The following is a 20,840-nucleotide window of genomic DNA, read 5'->3' on the forward strand; positions in this document are numbered from 1 at the left end:
GCGCGCAAAAGAAAAGGCCCGCCGCTAAGCCGCGCCTTTCGATGATTGCTGCGGCGTTGGCCTGATTACTCGGCAGCTTCGCGCACCTGCGGGGCAGCGCCGAGCACCGAGGCATCGACATGGCTTTCGAACTTGCCGAAATTGTCGACGAACATCGACACCAGCTTCTTGGCTTGGCGGTCATAGGCAGCACCGTCGGCCCATGTCGAACGCGGGTCGAGGATCTTGCTGTCGACGCCCGGCACCGAGACGGGCACGGCGAAGCCGAAATTCGCATCCGTGCGGAACTCGACCGCGTTCAGCGAGCCGTCGAGCGCTGCCGACAGCAGGGCGCGCGTTGCCTTGATCGGCATGCGCGAGCCGGTGCCATAAGCGCCGCCGGTCCAGCCGGTGTTGACCAGCCAGCAGTCGACATTGTGCTCGGCGATCAACTGGCGTAGCAGGTTGCCGTATTCCGAGGGGTGGCGCGGCATGAAGGGAGCACCGAAGCAGGTCGAGAAGGTCGCTTCCGGCTCGGTCACGCCACGCTCGGTTCCGGCAACCTTGGCCGTGTAGCCCGACAGGAAGTGGTACATCGCCTGCGCCGGCGTCAGCTTGGCGATGGGCGGCATCACGCCAAAGGCATCGGCCGTCAGCATGATGATGTTCTTCGGGTGGCTGGCCTGGCCGGTGGCGCTGGCGTTCGGGATGAAGTCGAGCGGATAGGCGCAGCGGGTGTTTTCGGTGCGCGAGCCGTCGTCGAAATCGGGAACGCGGCTGTCGTCCAGCACCACGTTCTCGAGCACGGTGCCGAAACGCTGGGTGGTGGCGAAGATTTCCGGTTCTGCTTCGGCCGACAGCCGGATCGTCTTGGCGTAGCAGCCGCCCTCGAAGTTGAAGATGCCGTCAGGGCCCCAGCCGTGCTCGTCGTCGCCGATCAGCGTGCGTTTGGGATCGGCCGACAGCGTCGTCTTGCCGGTGCCCGACAGGCCGAAGAACACGGCGGCGTCGCCGTCGGGACCTTCGTTGGCCGAGCAATGCATCGGCATCACGCCCTTGGTCGGCAGAAGGTAATTGAGCGCGGTGAACACCGACTTCTTCATCTCGCCGGCATAGGCGGTGCCGCCGATCAGCACGATCATGCGGGTCAGGTCGACGGCGATCACGGTCTCGGTGCGGGTGCCGTGGCGGGCCGGGTCGGCGCGGAACGACGGCAGGTCAATGATCGTCATCTCGGGCACGAAGCTGGCAAGCTCGGCCGCCGTCGGACGGATCAAAAGGTTGCGGATGAACATCGAGTGCCAGGCGAATTCGGTGACGACGCGCGTCGGCAGGCACAGCGAGCGGTCGGCGCCGCCGATCAGGTCCTGGACATAGAGATCCTTGTCGGCCGCCTGGGCCAGGAATTCGGCGTGCAGCGCGTCGAACTGGGCGCGACTGATCGGCTTGTTGTTGTCCCACCAGACATGGTCTTCGGTGTTTTCGTCGCGCACGACGAACTTGTCCTTGGGCGAACGGCCGGTGTGCTGGCCGGTCTCTGCGACGAGTGCGCCATGCGCGGTCAGCTTAGCCTCGCCGCGCCGGATCGCTTCTTCGGTGAGAAATGCAGCGCCAAAGTTGTAACGGACGGTGCCCGACGTTTTGAGCCCTGCCGTTTCGATCCCGCAGGCGGGATTTCGCTTACCGGTTTCGGTCATTTAGTGAAGCCTCGTAGCCATGACGCTGTGTCCGGTCTGCGGGCCGGACGCCGCTGTCCCAACGGGACTGAGGCAGGCTGAAACAGAAAAGATCAGCGATATCAAATCATTAATCGATTTAAAAATTTTGAAATTTGTCTAAATCGTTTAAAAGGTGTGCAAGCAGTCGCCGGCCCACACAAGATCGGCAGTTTTTTGTTCGAGCTTTGGCGCCGCCGCCCCATATAAGGCAAGCACAAGGCATGGCGGTTGCGCTCCCCTCGAACGGAGGCTATGCCACATTTTGTACCTAATTTGTCCTGCACAAGCCCTGCTGTAAGCAGGAAGGGACACCCGCTCATGAGGGAGCCGCTGGAAATGGCAACGATCGCGCTTGTCGACGACGACCGCAACATTTTGACATCGGTTTCGATCGCACTTGAGTCCGAGGGCTATCGCGTCGAGACCTATACGGATGGTGCGTCGGCGCTCGAAGGGCTGGCCGCGCGTCCGCCGAACCTTGCCATCCTCGACATCAAGATGCCGCGCATGGATGGTATGGAACTGTTGCGCCGGCTGCGCCAGAAGACCGATCTGCCGGTGATCTTCCTGACCTCCAAGGATGACGAGATCGATGAGCTCTTCGGTCTGAAGATGGGCGCCGACGATTTCATCCGCAAGCCGTTCTCGCAGCGCCTGCTGGTCGAGCGTGTCCGCGCCGTATTGCGCCGGGCAAGCGCCCGCGAGGCCGCGACCAAGGCGCCGACGCAGCAGGCTCGCTCGCTCGAGCGTGGCCAGCTGGTGATGGACCAGGAGCGCCACACCTGCACCTGGAAGGGCGAGCCGGTCGTACTCACCGTCACCGAATTCCTGATCCTGCACTCGCTGGCGCAGCGCCCGGGCGTGGTCAAGAGCCGCGACGCCCTGATGGATTCGGCCTATGATGAGCAGGTCTATGTCGACGACCGCACCATCGACAGCCACATCAAGCGCTTGCGCAAGAAGTTCAAGGCTGTCGACGACGACTTCGAGATGATCGAAACCCTCTACGGTGTCGGCTACAGATTCCGCGAAGCGTGATATCGGCGAGGGCTGAGATCACATGGCGATGGACGCAGAGATCAGGAAGCCGGCGGCCGCCTCCAAGCGGCCGCGCGGGCGTTTGCTGTTTCTCGACCGGACCCGGATTCGCCTGAGCCGCCTGCTTGGCCATTATTTCTTCTCGAGCCTGACCCGCCGCATCCTGTTCCTCAACCTCGCCGGTCTGGCGGTGCTGGTGGCGGGCATCTTCTATCTCAACGCGTTCCGCGGTGCGCTGATCGAGGCACGCGTCGAAAGCCTGATGACGCAGGGCGGTATCATTGCCGGCGCCATCGCCTCGTCGGCAACGGTCGAAACCGATGCCATCAGGATCGATCCGGAAAAGCTGCTCGAGCTGCAGGCCGGCGAAAGCCTTGGCCCCGGCACCGACCAGCTCGACAGCCTCGATTTCCCGATCAATCCGGAGCGTGTCGCGCCGCTGCTGCGGCGGGTCATCTCGCCGACCCGCACCCGCGCCCGCATCTACGACCGCGACGCCAACCTTTTGCTCGACTCGCGCCACCAGATCCTGCGCTACGACCTGCCGCCGGTGGAGGAAGAAGAGCCGACGCTGATCGAGCGGGCGCAGAAATTCATCTTCGACTTCTTCGTCGACAGCTCCCTGCCGGTCTACAAGGAGCAGCCGGGCGGCAATGGCGCTGCCTTCCCGGAAGTCGTCCAGGCTCTGACCGGCGGTCCCGCGACCATCGTGCGCGTCAGCGAGCAGGGCGAGCAGATCGTCTCCGTCGCCGTTCCGATCCAGCGTTTCCGCGCCGTGCTCGGCGTGTTGATGCTGTCGACCGAAGGCGGCGACATCGACAAGATCGTGGCGGCCGAGCAAAAGGCCATTCTGCGCGTCTTCGGTGTCGCGGCACTGGTCACCGCCATCCTTTCGATGGTTCTGGCCTCGACGATCGCCACGCCCCTGCGCCGTCTCTCGGCTGCAGCCAATCGCGTCCGGCGCGGTAGTAAGAACCGTGACGAGATTCCCGATTTCTCGGATCGCCAGGACGAGATCGGCAACCTGTCGGTCGCCGTGCGCGACATGACCAACGCGCTCTACAACCGTATCGAAGCGATCGAGAGCTTTGCTGCCGACGTCAGCCACGAGCTCAAGAACCCGCTGACCTCGCTGCGCAGCGCCGTCGAGACCTTGCCGCTGGCCAAGAATGAAAGTTCGCGGGCGCGCCTGATGGAGGTCATCCAGCACGACGTGCGCCGGCTCGACCGGCTGATCACCGACATTTCCGACGCTTCGCGCCTCGATGCCGAACTGGCCCGCGAGGACGCCAGCAGGGTCGATCTCAAGAAGTTCATCGGCGACCTGGTCTCGGTGTCGCGTGAGAGCGGCCGCCACAAGAAGCCGGTCGAGATCGAATTCACCCCTGCCAAGTTGCCGGCCGGCGTGAAGAACTACAATGTCGCCGGCCACGATCTGCGCATCGGCCAGGTCATCACCAACCTGATCGAGAATGCCCGCTCCTTCGTGCCCGACGAGCATGGCCACATCGCCATTTCGCTTGCACGCGTCGGCAAGTTCAACGTCATCACCGTCGAGGACAACGGTCCCGGCATCCGCGCCGAAAACATCGACCGCATCTTCGAGCGCTTCTACACCGACCGGCCCGCCAGCGAAGCCTTCGGCCAGAACTCCGGCCTCGGCCTCTCGATCAGCCGCCAGATCGTCGAAGCCCATGGCGGCACGCTGACGGCCGAGAACATCACCGGCACCAAGCCGGGCGAACTCAAGGGTGCGCGTTTCATTGTCGCCTTCCCGGCCGAAAGCTGATCCGTGGCGCCGACCAACATGCATGCGACGGCGATAGTACTCGGCGATCGCGGCGTGCTGATTGCCGGACCGTCGGGCTCAGGCAAATCGTCACTGGCTCTTGCGCTTGTCGAAAAATTTCGCGCCGGCAACCGTTTTGCCCGGCTGGTATCCGACGATCAGGTTTTCCTGTCGGCCCATCAGGGTCGGCTCGTCTGCCATGCGCCGTCAACGATCGCCGGTCTCGTTGAAGTCAGAGGCGGCGGCCCAATCCCCGTCGAACATGAGGCCGCGACAACGGTCGACCTGCTTGTCAGGCTGGTTCCGGCCGGCGCGGTGGAGCGGCTGCCCGAGGACGCAAGTGAGCTTCTCTTGGGTTGCAAAGTGCCAAGATTGATGCTCGCGGAGCGCGAAATCGCAGTGGCCACACCCGCGCTGCTGGCGCTGCTCGGCGCCCGGTTTCCAGCCTGAGGCTGCCCAACATTTTTGCTGCATTGCGTCAAAATGGCATGTCTTGCCGTAAATTGGGGCTTGTAAACGCCCTCGCCGTCGACAAGATAGCGCTCCCGCCCCCAAGGCGGCAAAAATACTGCGCGGCTGTGAAAGGGCCATGACGGGAGCCATGACAGAATGATCGGACTCGTGCTTGTGACGCACGGTCAACTGGCTGAGGAGTTCCGCCATGCCGTGGAACACGTCGTCGGACCGCAGGAGAATTTCGAGACCGTCTCAATCGGCGCCGACGATGATATGGCGCAGCGCCGCAGCGACATCATCAACGCCGTTGCCCGCGCCGACACCGGTGCCGGCGTCGTCGTCCTGACCGACATGTTCGGGGGCACGCCGTCGAATCTCGCCATCTCGGTGATGGAGGCCGGCCGTGTCGAGGTCATCGCCGGCATGAACCTGCCAATGCTGATCAAGCTGACCAGCGTGCGCAAGGCCGACAACATGTCCGGCGCGCTCGACGAAGCGCAGGCGGCAGGACGCAAATACATCAACGTTGCAAGCCAGGTGCTGAGCGGCAAATGAGCGGCATGCCCTACTCGCCCGAGAAGGGCCACGTCGTCCGCGACCTCGCCATCGTCAACCAGCGGGGCCTGCATGCGCGCGCTTCGGCGAAGTTCGTGCAGATCGCCGGCGAGTTCGAAGCCTCGATCAGCGTCGAGAAGGACGGCATTTCCGTTGGCGGCACCTCGATCATGGGCCTGATGATGCTGGCCGCCAGTCCCGGCTGCACGATCCGGGTGACCGCAAGCGGCCCCGAGGCCGACCAGGCGATGGAAGCGCTTGCAACACTCGTTGCCGCGCGTTTTGGCGAGGAGTGCTGATCGCCGGGTTATCTGCCCAGTGACATGCACGAATAAAGATTTCTTTATGTCCCATTGTCGATGACGGCCTGATCTGGTAGTCAGGCCGATCTTTCGCGCGCCCTCTCAAGCCTCCCGCTTCGGCGCGCAGCAAACAGGAATCGGAGCAAGCCATGACGGGTAGCAAGGATTATCTGGTCGCCGACATTTCGCTCGCCGGCTGGGGTCGCAAGGAAATCGAGATCGCCGAAACCGAAATGCCGGGCCTGATGGCCTGCCGCGAGGAGTTTGGTGAAGCACAGCCGCTCAAGGGCGCACGCATTTCCGGCTCGCTGCACATGACCATCCAGACAGCGGTGCTGATCGAGACGCTGAAGGCTCTCGGCGCCGACATCCGCTGGGCCTCGTGCAACATCTTTTCGACGCAGGACCACGCCGCTGCGGCGATCGCCGAATCTGGTATCCCGGTCTTCGCCGTCAAGGGCGAGACGCTCGAGGAATACTGGCAGTACACCGACCAGATCTTCCAGTGGACCGATGGCGGCGCCACCAACATGATCCTCGATGATGGCGGCGACGCCACCATGTACATCCTGATCGGCGCTCGCGCTGAAGCAGGCGAAAACGTGCTGTCCAATCCGGGCAGCGAAGAGGAAGAAATTCTTTTCGCCCAGATCAAGAAGCGCATGGCCGAGACGCCGGGCTTCTTCGCCAAGCACAAGGCTGCGATCCGCGGCGTCACCGAAGAGACCACGACCGGCGTCAATCGTCTCTACCAGCTGCAGAAGAAGGGCCTGCTGCCCTTCCCGGCGATCAACGTCAACGACTCGGTCACCAAGTCGAAGTTCGACAACAAGTATGGCTGCAAGGAATCGCTGGTCGACGGCATCCGCCGCGGCACCGACGTCATGATGGCCGGCAAGGTCGCCGTCGTCTGCGGCTACGGCGACGTCGGCAAGGGTTCGGCCGCCTCGCTCCAGGGCGCCGGCGCCCGCGTCAAGGTCACGGAAGTCGATCCGATCTGCGCGCTGCAGGCGGCGATGGACGGCTTTGAAGTCGTAACCCTCGAGGATGCCGCTCCGACCGCCGACATCGTCATCACCACGACCGGCAACAAGGACGTCATCACCCTCGATCACATGCGCCTGATGAAGGACATGGTCATCGTCGGCAACATCGGCCACTTCGACAACGAGATCCAGGTTGCCGCGCTGCGCAATCTGAAGTGGACCAACGTCAAGCCGCAGGTCGACATGATCACCTTCCCGGGGGGCAAGCGCATGATCCTTTTGTCGGAAGGCCGTCTGCTCAACCTCGGCAACGCCACCGGCCATCCGAGCTTCGTCATGTCGGCGTCGTTCACCAACCAGACGCTGGCCCAGATCGAGCTCTGGACCAAGCCCGGCCAGTACAAGAACGAAGTCTATGTCCTGCCCAAGCATCTCGACGAGAAGGTCGCGCGCCTGCATCTCGACAAGCTCGGCGCCAAGCTGACCACGCTGAGCGATGAGCAGGCTACCTATATCGGCGTCACGCCAAAGGGTCCGTTCAAGCCGGAACACTACCGCTATTAACCATAGCGAAAATACCTACTAGATATTGAAGCCGGGCGATTGACTTTCGCCCGGTTTCTTTTTTGGGGGCTCGCCTGCTTCACGTCGATTCGCCTAAGCGGTATGGTGACATGATTCGTCACGCGCCCATTCTTGGCGGGAATTTCGGGCGCTACGGGGCGGTCTTGCAGTCGGGCGGCACAGAGGAAACAAGACATGCCGGGGGAATACCCGCTTCCAGCGGGACAGGCCGTCTCCGGCGGCCACGAGGATTCGCAGAACGCGACCGCAGGCCGCTCCTGGCATGCCTTGCGGCGCGTGGGCGGTTGGGCGGCGAGCGCGGCCCTTGCCACGACTGCGATTTGCACGCCTCTCGGCTTCGCCCACGCCCAGCAGGCATCGATTGCCGGCCTGCCCGTGAGCACCGTAGAAGTCATCCAGCTTGCGATGTTCGTCGGCGTGATGGGCGCTGCCTTGATCTCGGCAATCGCGCTGATCCGCGAGAAGGGCCGCATCAGCGCCGAGAATGTCGAGCTGCGCGGCCGCGTTGCCGATCTCAATGCCTCGCTGCAGCGCTCCGAGGCCCTGCTCAATTTGCGCGACCAGCGCGTCATCGTCTGGGCCAACGAGAACAAGAAGCCCGAACTCGTCGGTTCGCTGCCGATCGAGACAGGGGCCCCGGATGATCGTGCCGCCTTCCTTGGCTTTGGCCGCTGGCTGATGCCGCGTTCGGCCGCAGCGCTCGAAAACGCCATCGCTGCCTTGCGCGACAAGGGCACGGCCTTCGAACTGATTGCCGAGACCCACGCCAATGCTGCGCTCGAGGTCCATGGCCGCAAGAGCGGTGCCCATGTCATCGTCCGCTTCGTCTCGACTTCCGAAGCGCAGCGCGGGCAGGCCCGGTTGAAGCTCGAAAACCAGCGCCTGAGCGCCGAATACGAGACGCTGATCGGCCTGATGGACGCAATCGACATGCCGTTCTGGATGCGCGATGCCGACGGCCGCCTTAAATGGGTCAACAAGGCCTTCGCCAAGGCCGTCGAGGCGGTGGATTCGTCCGCCGCCATTCGTGACGGCAAGGAATTTCTCGGCACCCAGGCGCGCGAGGCGATCGTCCAGCAGCACCAGACGCAGCCGCTGTTCCAGCAGACACTGTCGACCGTCATCGATGGCGACCGCAAGATGTTTGCCGTCACCGATCTGGTCGGCAAGGAAGGCTCGGCCGGCATCGCCGCCGACATGAGCGCCGCCGACGCCATCCGCGAGGAATACAGCCTGGTCGTGCGCAGCCATGCCGATACGCTCGACCAGGTTGCCACCGCCGTCGCCACCTTCGACGCCGGGCAGAAGCTGCGCTTCTACAACAACGCCTTCCAGAAGCTCTGGGATCTCGACGCCGGCTACATTTCGAGCGCGCCCGACAATGCGCTGCTGCTCGACCGCCTGCGCAGCGAACGCAAGCTGCCCGAGCAGCAGGAATGGCGCCGCTGGAAGGAGAACCTGCTGTCGGCCTATCGCGCCGTCGATCCGCAGGAGCACCTCTGGCACCTGCCCGACGGCCGCACCATCCGCGTCGTCGCCAATCCGCAGCCCAAGGGCGGCGTCACCTGGGTGTTCGAGAACCTGACCGAGCGGATCGATCTCGAAAGCCGCTACACCACAGCCGTGCGTGTGCAGGGCGAAACCCTCGACAATCTGGCCGAAGGCGTCGTCGTCTTTGGCCCAGATGGCCGTATCCGCCTGTTCAATCCGGCCTTCGGCCAGCTCTGGGGCGTCTCGCCCGAGGTGCTGCGGCAGAACACGCACATCTCGGCCATCCGCGCCGAATGCGACACGCGTGCCGACAACAGCCCGTGGGGCGATTTCGTCTCCGCCGTCACCGGCTTTGACGAACGCAGCGACCGCCATGGCCAGACCGAGCTCAAGAACGGCTCGGTGCTGCAGCATGCCGTCATCCACCTGCCCAACGGCCAGGTGATGCTGACCTTCGTCGACGTCACCGACAGCGTCAATGTCGAGCGCGCGCTGAAGGACAAGAACGAGGCGCTGCAGCGCGCCGACCAGATCAAGAACGAGTTCGTCCAGCACGTCTCCTACGAGCTGCGTTCGCCGCTCACCAACATCATCGGCTTCACCGAGCTGTTGTCGCTGCCCGGCACCGGACCGCTGTCGCCGCGCCAGCGCGAATATGTCGAGCATATCGGCTCGTCGTCGGGCGTGCTGTTGACCATCGTCAACGACATCCTCGACCTCGCTACCGTCGACGCCGGCATCATGCAGCTCGATATCTCCGAAGTGCATGTCCATCGCGCCATCGAGGCTGCTGCCGAGCTCGTCGCCGACCGGCTGGAAGAGCACTCGATCAAGCTTGCCATCGAGATCAAGGGCGCGCCGAAGAGCTTCAACGGCGACGAGACCCGCGTCCGCCAGATCCTCTACAACCTGCTCTCGAACGCGGTGAACTACGCGCCGGCTGCCAGCACCATCACGCTCGCTTGCCGCCAGCGCGCCGAAGGCGTCGAATTTTCGGTCCATGACGACGGCCCGGGTGTGCCGCCCGAGGTGCTCGACACCATGTTCCAGCGCTTCGAATCCCGCGTCAACGGCGGCCGCAAGCGCGGCGCCGGCCTTGGCCTGTCGATCGTCAAGAGCTTCGTTGAGCTGCATGGCGGCACCGTCCGGATCGACAGCGGCAAAGATCTTGGCACGACCGTCATCTGCCTGTTCCCAGACATGCCCGCCGGCGTCCGGGTCGCGGCGGAGTAGCAGGTTTGACGACGGCCAGATCGCTGGAACGGCACCTGCCCGACGAGGCCGCCACGACGCAGCTGGGCGAGGACCTCGCCATGGCCGTGCGGCCTGGCGACGTGTTCCTGCTGGACGGCGATCTCGGCGCCGGCAAGTCCACTTTGGCGCGCGGCCTGATCCGCGCCCTGGCCGCCGATCCCGCCCATGAGGTGCCGAGCCCGACATTCACGCTGGTCCAGAGCTACGACACGCCTGTCGCCGTCCATCATTTCGACCTCTATCGCCTGTCCTCGCCAGAGGAGCTGGAAGAGCTTGGTTTCGACGAGGCGGTTAGCTCGGGCGTGGCGCTGGTCGAATGGCCTGAGCGCGCCACTGATGCCATGCCGGCAACCAGCCTGCGCATCGCGTTCCAGCATGAGGGCGATGGCCGCCGCATCACGATTACAGGCGATGGACCGGCCTTCGACCGTGTCGCCCGCTCACTCGCCATGCGTGACTTCCTCGTAGCCTCAGCGTGCAGCGATGCTCATCGTGCCCGTTTCATCGGCGACGCCTCGGCGCGGTCTTATGAGACGGTGACCAGGGAAGGCCATGCACCGCTGGTGCTGATGAACTCGCCGAGACTGACGCTCGGTCCGCCCGTGCGTGACGGCAAGCCCTACGCCGAGATCGCGCACACCGCCCAGACCGTCGCCGCCTTCGCCGCCATCGATCGCGCGCTTGCCGCCGGTGGCGTCACCGTGCCGGGCATCGTCGCCCAGGACCTCGACCAGGGTTTCGTGCTGCTCGAGCATCTCGGCTCAGGCGCTTTCCTCGATCCCGAGGGCAGGCCGGTCACCGAGCGCTACGCAGCTGCGGCAGAACTGCTGGCAATGATTCACGGGAAACATTGGGACGACCGGCTGGAGGCCGCGCCCGGTGTCGTCCACCAGGTGCCGCCCTTCGACCGTGACGCTTTGATGATCGAGGTCGAGCTGCTGGTCGAATGGTATGTGAAGGCGGTCACCGGTGCGCCTGCTTCGGCTGAGCTGTGCGACGGCTACCGCGCCGCCTGGAACGCCGTCTTCGACCGCCTCGCCGACAAGCAATATGGCCTTGTCCTGCGCGACTACCATTCGCCAAACATCATCTGGCGTGGCGATCGCCATGGCCACGACCGCCTCGGCATCGTCGACTTCCAGGACGCGCTGATTGGCCCCGTCGCTTACGACGTCGCCTCACTCGCCATGGATGCGCGGGTGACCGTGTCGCCCGACATCGAGCGCGGCACCGTCGATGCCTATGTCGCCGCGCGACATGCTGCCGGCAGTTTTGACGAGATGGCCTTCCGCGAAGCCTACGCCATCATGGCGGCGCAGCGGAATTCGAAGATTCTCGGCATTTTCGTCCGCCTCGACCGGCGCGATGGCAAGCCGCAATATCTCAGGCACCTGCCGCGCATCAGGGACTATCTGCACCGCTCGCTCTCACACCCGTCGTTGGCGGAACTGCGCGACTTCTACCGCGACAACCGCCTGCTCGAGGAGTTCTGACGCGTGAATGGGCCTGCCAAAAATCCCTCCGTTGCCATGGTTCTGGCCGCCGGTCTCGGCAAGCGCATGCGGCCGATCACCGATACGATCCCCAAGCCGCTGGTGCGCGTGTCTGGCAAGACCCTGCTCGACTGGGGTCTCGACAGCCTCACCGAGGCGGGCGTCGAGCGAGCCGTCGTCAATGTCCACTATCTGCCCGACCAGATCGTCGAGCATGTCGCTTCCCGCCAGGCGCCGCGCATCGAAATCTCCGACGAGCGCGACGGACTGCTCGATTCCGCCGGCGGCATCGTCAGGGCGCTGCCCCGGCTTGGCGCAGCACCGTTCTACATCGTCAACGCCGACACCTTCTGGATCGATGAGGGCGTGCCCAACCTGACCCGCCTCGCCCTTGCCTGGGATGCCGGGCGCATGGATATTCTGCTGATGCTGGCGGACCTCGAACAGGCGACCGGACACTCGGGTGGTACCGACTTCCTGGTCGCGCCGAACGGGACGTTGAGCCGCGCCAGGGGCGCGCCCGACGGGCTTATCTATGCCGGTGCTGCGATCGTCCACCCACGCCTGTTCGCCGCTGCACCCGAGACGCCGCATTCGCTCAACCGCTATTTCGACGAGGCGATTGCCAGCGGTCGGCTTCACGGCATGCGCATGTCGGGCAGCTGGATCACCGTCGGCACGCCCGATGCCATCGCACCTGCCGAGGCCGCGGTGAAGAGGGCATTGGCGGAGGCGCAATGAGCGGCCGCGCGTCGCCACGCGTCTTTTCCATCCCGCCCGGCACCCCCTTCCTGCCGACGCTGGCGGCGTCCCTGCTCGACGGCAGCCTGATCCCCGACTTCCGCTTCGACGGCGATCCGCTGGCGCTGGCCGACGTCACAATCTACGTGCCGACGCGCCGCGCTGCGCGTGCGCTGCGCGGTGTCTTCGTCGATGCCGGCGGCGGCAGCTCGGCGATCCTGCCTGTTATCAAGCCGCTCGGCGAGTTCGACGAGGACGAGGCGGCCTTCGAGACCGAAGGCGCCGGTGCGCTCGACCTTGCCCCGCCGGTTTCCGCCACCGACCGCCTGCTCCTGCTCGCACCCTTGGTGCGTGCCTGGAAGCGCCGTCTTCCCGCCCATGTCGCGGCGCTGTTCGAGGAGGAGATCGTCGTGCCGGCCTCGGCTGCCGACGCCATCTGGCTGGCCCGCGATCTCGCCGGGCTGATGGACGAGATCGAGACCGAAGGCTCCGACTGGTCGCGGCTAGCCGACCTGGTGACCGGTGAGCTGTCCGGCTGGTGGCAGGTGACGCTCGACTTCCTCTCCATCGTCACCGGCGCCTGGCCGGAAATGCTGAAGGAGCGCGGCCAGTCCAATCCTGCCGCCCATCGCAGCGCCCTGATCCGCCTCGAAGCCGAGCGGCTGAAGCGCAACCCGCCCGCCGGACCGGTCATCGCGGCGGGTTCCACCGGCTCGATCCCTGCTACCGCCGAGCTGCTCGCGGCCATCTCGCGCTTGCCGCGTGGTGCAGTCGTGCTTCCCGGACTGGACGCCACGCTCGACCAGCGCGCTTATGAGACGATCACCGAGATCGGCGCCAGGGCCTCGGTGCTTGGCCATCCCCAGTATGGCCTCGCCAAGCTGATCGGCAAGATCGGCATCCTGCGCGACGACGTCGACGAACTGGGCGCGCCGACCGGTGCCATGGCCCGCCGCGCGGCCGTCGTCGGCGAAGCGCTGCGGCCGGCCGAGACCACCGACGCCTGGGCCGAGAAGCGCAGCGACGTCGACGACCCCGAGATCGCCGATGCCTTCGCCGGCGTAACACTTCTCGAAGCCGCGCATGAGCGCGACGAGGCGGCGGCTATCGCCATCGCGCTTCGCCAGGCGGTCGCCCAATCGGGCCATCGCGCTGCCCTGGTCACCAGCGACCGCAACCTTGCCCGCCGTGTCGCTGCGGAGCTTCGCCGCTTCGGCATCCAGGCCGACGATTCCGGTGGCGTGCCGCTGGCCAACACGCCGCCGGCAGCACTTCTGCGTACCATGCTCGCTGCCGCCTTCCGTCCGGGTGATCCGGTGGCGGTGCTGTCGCTGCTCAAGCATCCCTTGCTGCGCCTTGGCCAAGAGCGTTCAGCCGTCCGGCGTGCTGCCGAGACCATTGAGCTCGTCGTGCTGCGTGGTGGCGTCGGCCGGCCTGACATTGCCGGGCTCGCTGAGGAATTCGACGCCAGATTGACAAGCATGGGTGGCGCGTCGCGCAGGCCGTTCTGGTTCGACCGCATCAGCGTGCGCCGCATCGAGGAAGCCCGGGACATAGCAGGCAGGCTCGTCTCTCGCCTGGCGCCGTTGTTCGCCTTTCGTGGCGATTCAGAGGTCGACCTCGCGGCGATCGTCCGTGCCACCGTCGAGGCGCTGGAAAATCTCGGACGCGACGAGCATGGCGGCCTGGGCACACTCTATGACGGCGATGCCGGTGCCAAGCTCGCCGAGGCGCTGCGCTCGCTGGTCGCAGCACAGGCCTCGTTCAGTTTCGCCGCCGACGAGTGGCCCGACGTCATGGACGCGCTGGTGGCGCCCGAGGCGGTCAAGCCGGCGCAGGGTGCCGACCGCGCCATCGCCATCTGGGGTGCGCTCGAAGCCCGCCTGCAGACGGTGGATACGCTGGTCATCGGCGCGCTGAACGAGGGCACCTGGCCGCGCAAGGCAGAGGCCGACCGCTTCATGTCGCGCGTCATGAAGACGGGCATCGACCTCGAACCGCCGGAACGCCGCATCGGCCTCGCCGCCCATGATTTCCAGATGGCGATGGGGGCGAAAAACGTCGTCCTGTCGCGTTCCGCCCGCTCGGGCGATGCGCCCGCCGTGCCGTCGCGCTGGCTGCAGCGCCTGCTCACCTATCTCGGCCCCGACCACGCGGCCGTCTTGCGCAAGCGCGGCGAAAACCTGCTTCATTGGGCGCGCCAGCTCGATGCCGGCCAAAAGACCGATTTCGCTACCCGTCCGGAGCCCAGGCCGCCGGTGGAGGTCAGGCCGCGCCGCTTCAGCATCACTGAGATCGAGACGCTGCGCCGCGATCCCTATGCCGTCTATGCCAGGCGTATCCTCGGCCTGTCGGCGCTCGACCCGCTGGTGCGCGATCCCGGTGCCGCCGAGCGGGGCACGTTGTTCCACGATATCCTGCACCTGTTTTCGGCGACCATCGTCGATCCGCGTGATCCCACCGCATTCGGCGCACTGATCGCCGCCGGCCGCCATTGCTTCGCCGAGGCGGCTCTGCCCGCCGACGTCGAGGCCGTCTGGTGGCCACGCTTCGAGCGACTGGCGGTCAACATCCTGGAGTGGGAGCGCAGCCGCGCCGACGCCGTGGTTTCCCGCCACGCCGAGGAAGGCGCCTCGGCCATCGAAGTCGGGCTCAGCGGCGCGACGCTGTCCGGTCGCGCCGACCGTGTCGACGTGCTTGCCGGCGGCATGGCAGACATCCTCGACTACAAGACCGGCTCGTCGCCATCCAAGGCGCAGGCACACACGCTGATCTCGCCCCAGCTGGCGCTCGAAGGCGCGCTTCTGCGGCGTGGCGCCTTCCGCGAGCTTGGTAAGCGCGAGCCCTCGCAGCTGGCGTTCGTCCGCCTGAAGCCGAATGGCGAGGTGTTCGAAGAATCGATCCTCGAGCACAACCGTAAGCCAAAATCAGCCGTCGAACTGTCCGAAGAGGCCTGGCAGCGCTTGGAGCAGCTTTTGCTGCACTACAACGATCCGACCACGGGTTATCTCTCGCGCGCCTTGCCCTTCCGCGAAGGCGAGACCGACGGCGACTACGACCATCTCGCCCGCGTGCTCGAATGGTCGGCCGGCGGTGATGGCAGTGCGGAGGGCGATGAATGAAGAAGGCGTTCTTCGTCCCCAACGAGACGGCAGAGCGCCAGGCGCGCGCCTCCGATCCGGGCAATTCGGTCTGGGTGTCGGCCAATGCCGGCTCCGGCAAGACGCACGTGCTGTCGCAGCGCGTGATGCGGCTTTTGCTGCGTGGCACCGATCCATCGAAGATCCTGTGCCTGACTTATACCCGCGCCGCCGCCGCCAACATGTCGAATCGCGTCTTCGCCAACCTGTCGGAATGGACGATGTTGGCCGACGCCGAGTTGGCCGCACGCATCACGGCACTCGACGGTGTCCGCCCTGACGCTGCCAAGCTGCGCCGCGCGCGCCGATTGTTCGCCGAGGCGCTGGAAACGCCGGGCGGGCTGAAGATCCAGACCATCCACGCCTTCTGCGAGTCGGTGCTGCACCAGTTCCCGCTCGAGGCCAACATCGCCGCCCATTTCGAGATGCTCGACAGCCAGATGGAGGCGACTTTGTTCGCCACCGCGCGGCGCGACATGGTCACCGGCGCCGGCGAGCACAATCCCGAACTCGCCGAGGCCTTCGCCAAGGTGCTGGAGCGTGGCGGCGAGGCCGGGCTCGATGCGCTGCTCGCCGAGATCGTGCGCAAGCGCGATGGGCTGCGCGCCTTCATCGCCCAGGTTCAAGACTTCAATTTCGAAGCGCTCTACGAGGAGTTCGGTTTTTCGCCCAGGGACAGTGCCGAGGCCATCGCCGCTTCGATCTGGCCGCTGCCGGGCTTCGAGCCGACCTTCTTCACCGAATTCGCCATAGCAGCCGAAGCCACAGACGCGCGCAGCGTGCTGAACAATATCCTGCCTTACGCCCGGCTCGCCTATGCCGAGGCCGACCCCATGCGCCGGCTGTCGCTTCTGTGCAATGCCTTCCTCAAGGCCGACGGCGATCCGTACAATCCGTCCAGCGCGTTCAAGAAGGCTTTGCTCGACCGGCTGCCAGATTTGCCCGAGCGTTATGCGGCGACGGCAGCGGCCATCATCGAGGCAGCCGACCGGCTCGCCCATTTTCGCATGCTGGAGGCAACGCAGGCGGCACTGACGATCGCCGACTGGCTGATTGCCCGCTACGAGCGGCTGAAGACCGGCCGCGGCTTCCTCGATTTCAACGACCTGATCACCCGCACCGTCAACCTGCTCGCGCGTCCCGACGCCGGGCCGTGGGTGCAGTACAAGCTCGACAAGGGCATCGACCACATACTGCTCGACGAAGCCCAGGACACCAGCCCCGACCAATGGGAAGTGGTGAAGCGGCTGGCGGAAGAGTTCTTCTCCGGCTTCAGCGCCCGCGACATCGTTCACCGCACGGTCTTCGCCGTCGGCGACGAGAAGCAGTCGATCTATTCGTTCCAGGGTGCCGCGCCCGAATCCTTCGACAACTCCAAGCACGAATTCGCCGGCCGCATCCGTGATGCCGATGCCCGTTTCGAAGACGTCACACTGACCTGGTCGTTCCGCTCGACAGACGACGTGCTGTCGGCCGTCGACCGTGTCTTCGAGGACACGAGCGTTCGTCGCGGCGTCACCCGCGCGCCCGAGCCGCCGAGCCATAAGGCGATCCGCGCCGGGGCGGCAGGTTACGTCGAGGTCTGGCCCTCGGTCGGCGCCGATGCCGTCGACGAGCCCGACGACTGGCGCAAGCCTATCGACCATGCTCATGCGCCTGCCGTGGTGGTTGCTGAACAGGTCGCCGCCACCATCCGCAAATGGCTCGACGAGCGTGAGGTCATCGAAGGCACCGGCAAGCGCCTGCGCGCGGGCGACGTCATGGTGCTGGTGCGCAAGCGCGACCGCTTCGTTCATGCGCTGTCGCGGGCGCTGAAGCGCCGCGACATCCCGGTAGCCGGCGCCGACCGGCTGAGCCTGCCCGGCCATATCGCGGTCAAGGACCTGATCGCGCTTGGGCGTTTCCTGATCCAGCCGGAGGACGACCTGTCGCTGGCCGCCGTGCTGCGTAGCCCGATCTTCGGCATGTCGGAAGATGCGCTGTTTGTGCTCTCGGCCAATCGGGGCAAAGGAAGGTCGCTGATCGCCTCGCTGCGCGATCATGCGGCGAGAGATGCTGTTTTCGCCGAGGCGGCCGCCGTCCTTGAGGCCTGGGCGACGGAGGCTGCCTTCCGGCCGATCTTCGAGTTCTATTCGGGCGTGCTGTCGGGCGGACCCAGCCGCGACGGCGTGCGCAAGAAGATGATCTCGCGCCTTGGCCAGGAGGCCGGCGACATTCTCGACGAGTTCCTGAATTTCTGCCTGGCCGAGGAGCGCACCGGCCTGCCCGGTCTCGAATCGTTCCTGTCGACGCTCGAAAGTGCCGGCCCCGAGATCAAGCGCGAGATGGATCAGACGCGTGACGAGGTCCGCATCATGACCGTACACGCCGCCAAGGGTCTGGAGGCGCCGGTGGTGTTCCTCGTCGACAGCGGCTCGGCCCCGTTCAGCGATCAGCATTTGCCGCGCCTGATGCCTTTCGTCCCGCAAGGCCGACACTGGCAGGGCAAGGGTTATCTCTGGCGCGCTGGCGCCGATGTCGCCAACGCCTTCTCGAAGGGTGCCAGCGCGTTGGCCCGCGATCTCGCCGACGACGAATACCGGCGCCTGCTTTATGTCGGCATGACCCGCGCCGAGGACCGGCTGATCATCTGCGGTTATCACGGCAAGCGCCAGCCCGGCCTCAACACCTGGCATTCGATTGTCAGCCGTGCGTTGTCGGTGGCGCCCGAAAGCGCGGAGCGCGGCCATCCCGTCATCACGGACAGGCCTGTCCACCGCTTCCGCGTCACGCCATTGCCCGCAACGCCTTTGTCGGCGCCGGAACCGGCGGCCAGCGAGAGAGCCCGCATCGAGCCCTTGCCGGAAAGCCTTTTTGGCGCGCCGCCGGCCTTCGAGGATTTGCCGCGGCCGCTGTCCCCGTCGGGCGCTTCGGCGCTGATCGAGGAGACGCAGGAGGCCGTGATCTCGGGCCGCTCGCCGGTGCTCGACGCCGAGGGCGAGCCGGGCTTTGCCGTCGCCCGCGGCTCGGCCTTGCACCGGCTGTTACAGATGCTGCCGCGGCTCGACGCCGAGATACGCCAGTCCGCCGCCGAGCGCTACCTCGTCCGTGTCGGCCAGGACTGGCCGGATGCGGAGCGTGCCAGCGCGCTCGCATCCGTGCTTGCAGTCCTCGACGACCCCAGGTTTTCGCCGCTGTTTTCGCCCTCCTCGCGCGCCGAAGTGTCTGTTATGGGCAGCCTCGTGGTCAGGGGAAAGCCGCGCTCGGTGTCGGGCAAGATCGACCGCCTGGCGGTCACCGACAGCGAGGTGTTGATCGTCGACTACAAGACCAACCGGCCGCCACCCGCCTCGTTCGAGCAGGTGCCAAACGCCTATGTCGTGCAGCTTGCGCTCTACCGCGCGCTGCTCCGGCCGCTCTATCCCGGCAAGACGGTTGCCGCGGCCCTGCTGTTCACAGAGGCGCCGCGGCTGATCGCCGTACCGGCCGAGGCGATGGATGCCGCCCTTGTTCGACTCACCCAAGCGTGACACAACGGATGCTTGACCAAGGGTCCGCGCACTACCACATATGGCGCGACAGACAACTCCAAGAGGATCGTATCATGGCCACCGTCAAGATCGACAACAGCAATTTCAAGTCCGGCGTGCTCGAGGCCAAAGAGCCCGTCGTCGTCGATTTCTGGGCTGAATGGTGCGGCCCCTGCAAGATGATCGGCCCGTCGCTCGAAGAGATTTCCAACGAGCTCGCCGGCAAGGTCAAGATCACCAAGGTCAACATCGACGAGAACCCCGAGATTGCCGCCCAGTTCGGCGTGCGTTCGATTCCGACGCTGATGATCTTCAAGGACGGCGAAGTTGCCGACATCAAGGTCGGCGCGCTGCCCAAGACCGCGCTGTCGCACTGGATCAGCGGCAACGTTTGATCGCCCGTATCAAGCAAATGAAAAGCCCGGCTTTGGTCGGGCTTTTTTGTATCTCGAATGGCCGCTGGACAGGCCCTCAGGTCGGCGGCGTGCCGTTGGCCGCCAGCACCTCGCCCACCAGATAGAGCGAGCCGCCGATCAGGATGCGCGGCGCCGGCTCTTTCTCGTCCCAGGTATCGCGCAAAAGCATCAGTGCATTGGCAACCGAGCTCACCGGCTCGGCCGACAGCCCGGCCTCGGTGGCGCGCACAGCCAGTTCCTCGTTGGGAACGCCGGCGTCGCTCATCGTCACCGGCACGGTGTAGACATGGCGCGCCATGCCGTGGAACGGCTTGAAATAGCCGGTCTGGTCTTTGGTGTTGATCATGCCGGAGATCAGGAACAGCGGGCGCGGGAACTTCTCCTCCTGCTCGGTCAGGGCCTCGGCAATGACGGTCCCGGCGCCGGGATTGTGGCCGCCGTCGACCCAGACCTCGGCGCCCTTCGGCGCCAGCTCGCTGAGTGCGCCCTGCGGCAGGCGCTGCATGCGACCGGGCCAGGCCACCGACGCCATCGCCTTGTCGGCGGTGCGTTCGTCGACCGGGAAGCCGGCGGCCTTCACCGCGGCGATCGCGGCGGCTGCATTGGCGAACTGGTGACGTCCGGGCAGGCGTGGCGGTGACAGGTCCAGCAGGCCGGTCTGGTCCTGGTAGATCATGCGGCCGTTTTCCTCGAAGGCGACGAAATCCTGGCCATAAACCTCAAGTGGGCAATTGAGCCGCTCGGCAGTGTCGATCAGCACCTGCTGTGCCGCCTCGGTCTCCTGCGCGCCGACGACGACCGGGCAACCGCGCTTGATGATGCCGGCTTTCTCGGCGGCGATCAGCTCGACCTTGTCGCCAAGATAGGCCTCGTGGTCCATCGACACCGGCATGATCACCGACACCGCCGAGCGCTTGATGACATTGGTGGCGTCGAAGCGCCCGCCAAGCCCGACCTCTATGATGCAGGCGTCGGCCGGATGCTCCGAGAACAGAACGAACGTGACGGCCGTGAGGATCTCGAAGACGGTGATCTTCTCGCCGCGATTGGCTTCGCCGACGCGGCGTACGGCATCCGCCAGCACGTCGTCGGCGACAAGCTTGCCGCCGCCCGGCGCTGCCAGGCGGTAGCGTTCGTGCCAGTTCACCAGATGCGGCGAGGTGTGGACATGGACCAGCAGACCCTGGGCTTCGAGCAGCGCACGCGAGAACGCCGCGCACGAGCCCTTGCCATTGGTGCCGGCGATGTGGATCACCGGCGGCATGTGGTCCTGCGGATTGCCCAGCCTTTCGAGCAGCCGGGTGATGCGGTCGAGCGAAAGGTCGAAGCCCTTCGGATGGAGCGCCAACAGGCGCTCGATTTCGAGATCGGCTTCGAGCGTGGTCATG

14 protein-coding genes are annotated in these 20,840 nt (G+C 65.5%); 12 read left to right on the forward strand and 2 right to left on the reverse strand.

Annotated elements, in window-relative coordinates:
- Nucleotides 1–65 precede the first annotated feature (65 nt).
- Entirely contained in the window at nucleotides 66–1,676 is a 1,611-nt protein-coding gene (locus Amn_RS00150) for a phosphoenolpyruvate carboxykinase (RefSeq protein ID WP_286294209.1), read from the reverse strand.
- Between the two features lie 357 nt (nucleotides 1,677–2,033).
- Here Amn_RS00150 and Amn_RS00155 point away from each other — a divergent pair, with 357 nt between their 5' ends.
- The 12 genes from Amn_RS00155 to trxA all read left to right on the forward strand — a co-directional run bounded on the left by Amn_RS00155 (nucleotide 2,034) and on the right by trxA (nucleotide 19,431).
- Nucleotides 2,034–2,735, forward strand: coding sequence for a response regulator transcription factor (locus Amn_RS00155; RefSeq protein WP_109578295.1), 702 nt, complete (start codon nucleotides 2,034–2,036; stop codon nucleotides 2,733–2,735).
- Nucleotides 2,736–2,763: 28 nt separating this feature from the next.
- Entirely contained in the window at nucleotides 2,764–4,524 is a 1,761-nt protein-coding gene (locus tag Amn_RS00160; RefSeq protein WP_182574514.1) for a sensor histidine kinase, read from the forward strand.
- Nucleotides 4,525–4,527: 3 nt separating this feature from the next.
- Nucleotides 4,528–4,974: an HPr kinase/phosphorylase gene (locus Amn_RS00165; protein ID WP_157096970.1), complete on the forward strand. Its 447-nt coding sequence runs from the start codon at nucleotides 4,528–4,530 to the stop codon at nucleotides 4,972–4,974.
- A gap of 159 nt (nucleotides 4,975–5,133) precedes the next feature.
- The gene (locus tag Amn_RS00170; RefSeq protein ID WP_067955745.1) at nucleotides 5,134–5,535 is read left to right on the forward strand and encodes a PTS sugar transporter subunit IIA; all 402 of its coding nucleotides are present in this window, start codon (nucleotides 5,134–5,136) and stop codon (nucleotides 5,533–5,535) included.
- Nucleotides 5,532–5,834 carry an HPr family phosphocarrier protein gene (locus Amn_RS00175; RefSeq protein ID WP_067955743.1) on the forward strand — a complete coding sequence of 101 codons (303 nt, stop codon included), beginning with the start codon at nucleotides 5,532–5,534 and terminating at the stop codon, nucleotides 5,832–5,834. Before Amn_RS00170 ends, Amn_RS00175 begins: the two co-directional genes overlap by 4 nt.
- A 152-nt stretch (nucleotides 5,835–5,986) precedes the next feature.
- Nucleotides 5,987–7,387 carry an adenosylhomocysteinase gene (ahcY, locus tag Amn_RS00180; RefSeq protein ID WP_067955742.1) on the forward strand — a complete coding sequence of 467 codons (1,401 nt, stop codon included), beginning with the start codon at nucleotides 5,987–5,989 and terminating at the stop codon, nucleotides 7,385–7,387.
- A 195-nt stretch (nucleotides 7,388–7,582) separates the two neighbouring features.
- The gene (locus Amn_RS00185) at nucleotides 7,583–10,132 is read left to right on the forward strand and encodes a sensor histidine kinase (RefSeq protein ID WP_067955740.1); all 2,550 of its coding nucleotides are present in this window, start codon (nucleotides 7,583–7,585) and stop codon (nucleotides 10,130–10,132) included.
- 5 nt (nucleotides 10,133–10,137) lie between these two features.
- A complete protein-coding gene (gene tsaE, locus Amn_RS00190) occupies nucleotides 10,138–11,646 on the forward strand; it encodes a tRNA (adenosine(37)-N6)-threonylcarbamoyltransferase complex ATPase subunit type 1 TsaE (RefSeq protein ID WP_154385272.1) in 1,509 nt (502 codons plus the stop codon).
- 36 nt (nucleotides 11,647–11,682) lie between these two features.
- Nucleotides 11,683–12,387, forward strand: a complete 705-nt coding sequence (locus tag Amn_RS00195; protein WP_067955737.1) for a nucleotidyltransferase family protein — start codon at nucleotides 11,683–11,685, stop codon at nucleotides 12,385–12,387.
- Nucleotides 12,384–15,509 (forward strand): double-strand break repair protein AddB, encoded by a 3,126-nt coding sequence (gene addB, locus Amn_RS00200; protein ID WP_154385271.1) that lies wholly within the window; start codon nucleotides 12,384–12,386, stop codon nucleotides 15,507–15,509. Before Amn_RS00195 ends, addB begins: the two co-directional genes overlap by 4 nt.
- Nucleotides 15,506–19,036 (forward strand): double-strand break repair helicase AddA, encoded by a 3,531-nt coding sequence (gene addA / locus Amn_RS00205; protein WP_286294226.1) that lies wholly within the window; start codon nucleotides 15,506–15,508, stop codon nucleotides 19,034–19,036. The genes addB and addA overlap by 4 nt, the downstream gene beginning before the upstream one ends.
- A gap of 74 nt (nucleotides 19,037–19,110) precedes the next feature.
- Nucleotides 19,111–19,431 (forward strand): thioredoxin, encoded by a 321-nt coding sequence (trxA, locus tag Amn_RS00210; protein WP_067955731.1) that lies wholly within the window; start codon nucleotides 19,111–19,113, stop codon nucleotides 19,429–19,431.
- A gap of 76 nt (nucleotides 19,432–19,507) precedes the next feature.
- Here the strand turns inward: trxA and Amn_RS00215 are convergent, their stop codons facing one another.
- On the reverse strand, nucleotides 19,508–20,839 hold the full coding sequence (locus tag Amn_RS00215; protein WP_067955730.1) for a bifunctional folylpolyglutamate synthase/dihydrofolate synthase: 1,332 nt from the start codon (nucleotides 20,837–20,839) through the stop codon (nucleotides 19,508–19,510).
- Between the last annotated feature and the right edge of the window lies 1 nt (nucleotide 20,840).

Source organism: Aminobacter sp. Y103A (assembly GCF_030294925.1).
GTDB classification, from domain to species: Bacteria; Pseudomonadota; Alphaproteobacteria; order Rhizobiales; family Rhizobiaceae; genus Aminobacter; species Aminobacter ciceronei.

Coding starts and splice junctions, on each gene's coding strand:
- Amn_RS00150 (WP_286294209.1), bottom strand. CDS start 1,676: ATGACCGAAACCGGTAAGCGAAATCCCGCCTGCGGGATCGAAACGGCA.
- Amn_RS00155 (WP_109578295.1), top strand. CDS start 2,034: ATGGCAACGATCGCGCTTGTCGACGACGACCGCAACATTTTGACATCG.
- Amn_RS00160 (WP_182574514.1), top strand. CDS start 2,764: ATGGACGCAGAGATCAGGAAGCCGGCGGCCGCCTCCAAGCGGCCGCGC.
- Amn_RS00170 (WP_067955745.1), top strand. CDS start 5,134: ATGATCGGACTCGTGCTTGTGACGCACGGTCAACTGGCTGAGGAGTTC.
- Amn_RS00175 (WP_067955743.1), top strand. CDS start 5,532: ATGAGCGGCATGCCCTACTCGCCCGAGAAGGGCCACGTCGTCCGCGAC.
- ahcY (WP_067955742.1), top strand. CDS start 5,987: ATGACGGGTAGCAAGGATTATCTGGTCGCCGACATTTCGCTCGCCGGC.
- Amn_RS00185 (WP_067955740.1), top strand. CDS start 7,583: ATGCCGGGGGAATACCCGCTTCCAGCGGGACAGGCCGTCTCCGGCGGC.
- Amn_RS00195 (WP_067955737.1), top strand. CDS start 11,683: ATGGTTCTGGCCGCCGGTCTCGGCAAGCGCATGCGGCCGATCACCGAT.
- addB (WP_154385271.1), top strand. CDS start 12,384: ATGAGCGGCCGCGCGTCGCCACGCGTCTTTTCCATCCCGCCCGGCACC.
- addA (WP_286294226.1), top strand. CDS start 15,506: ATGAAGAAGGCGTTCTTCGTCCCCAACGAGACGGCAGAGCGCCAGGCG.
- trxA (WP_067955731.1), top strand. CDS start 19,111: ATGGCCACCGTCAAGATCGACAACAGCAATTTCAAGTCCGGCGTGCTC.
- Amn_RS00215 (WP_067955730.1), bottom strand. CDS start 20,839: ATGACCACGCTCGAAGCCGATCTCGAAATCGAGCGCCTGTTGGCGCTC.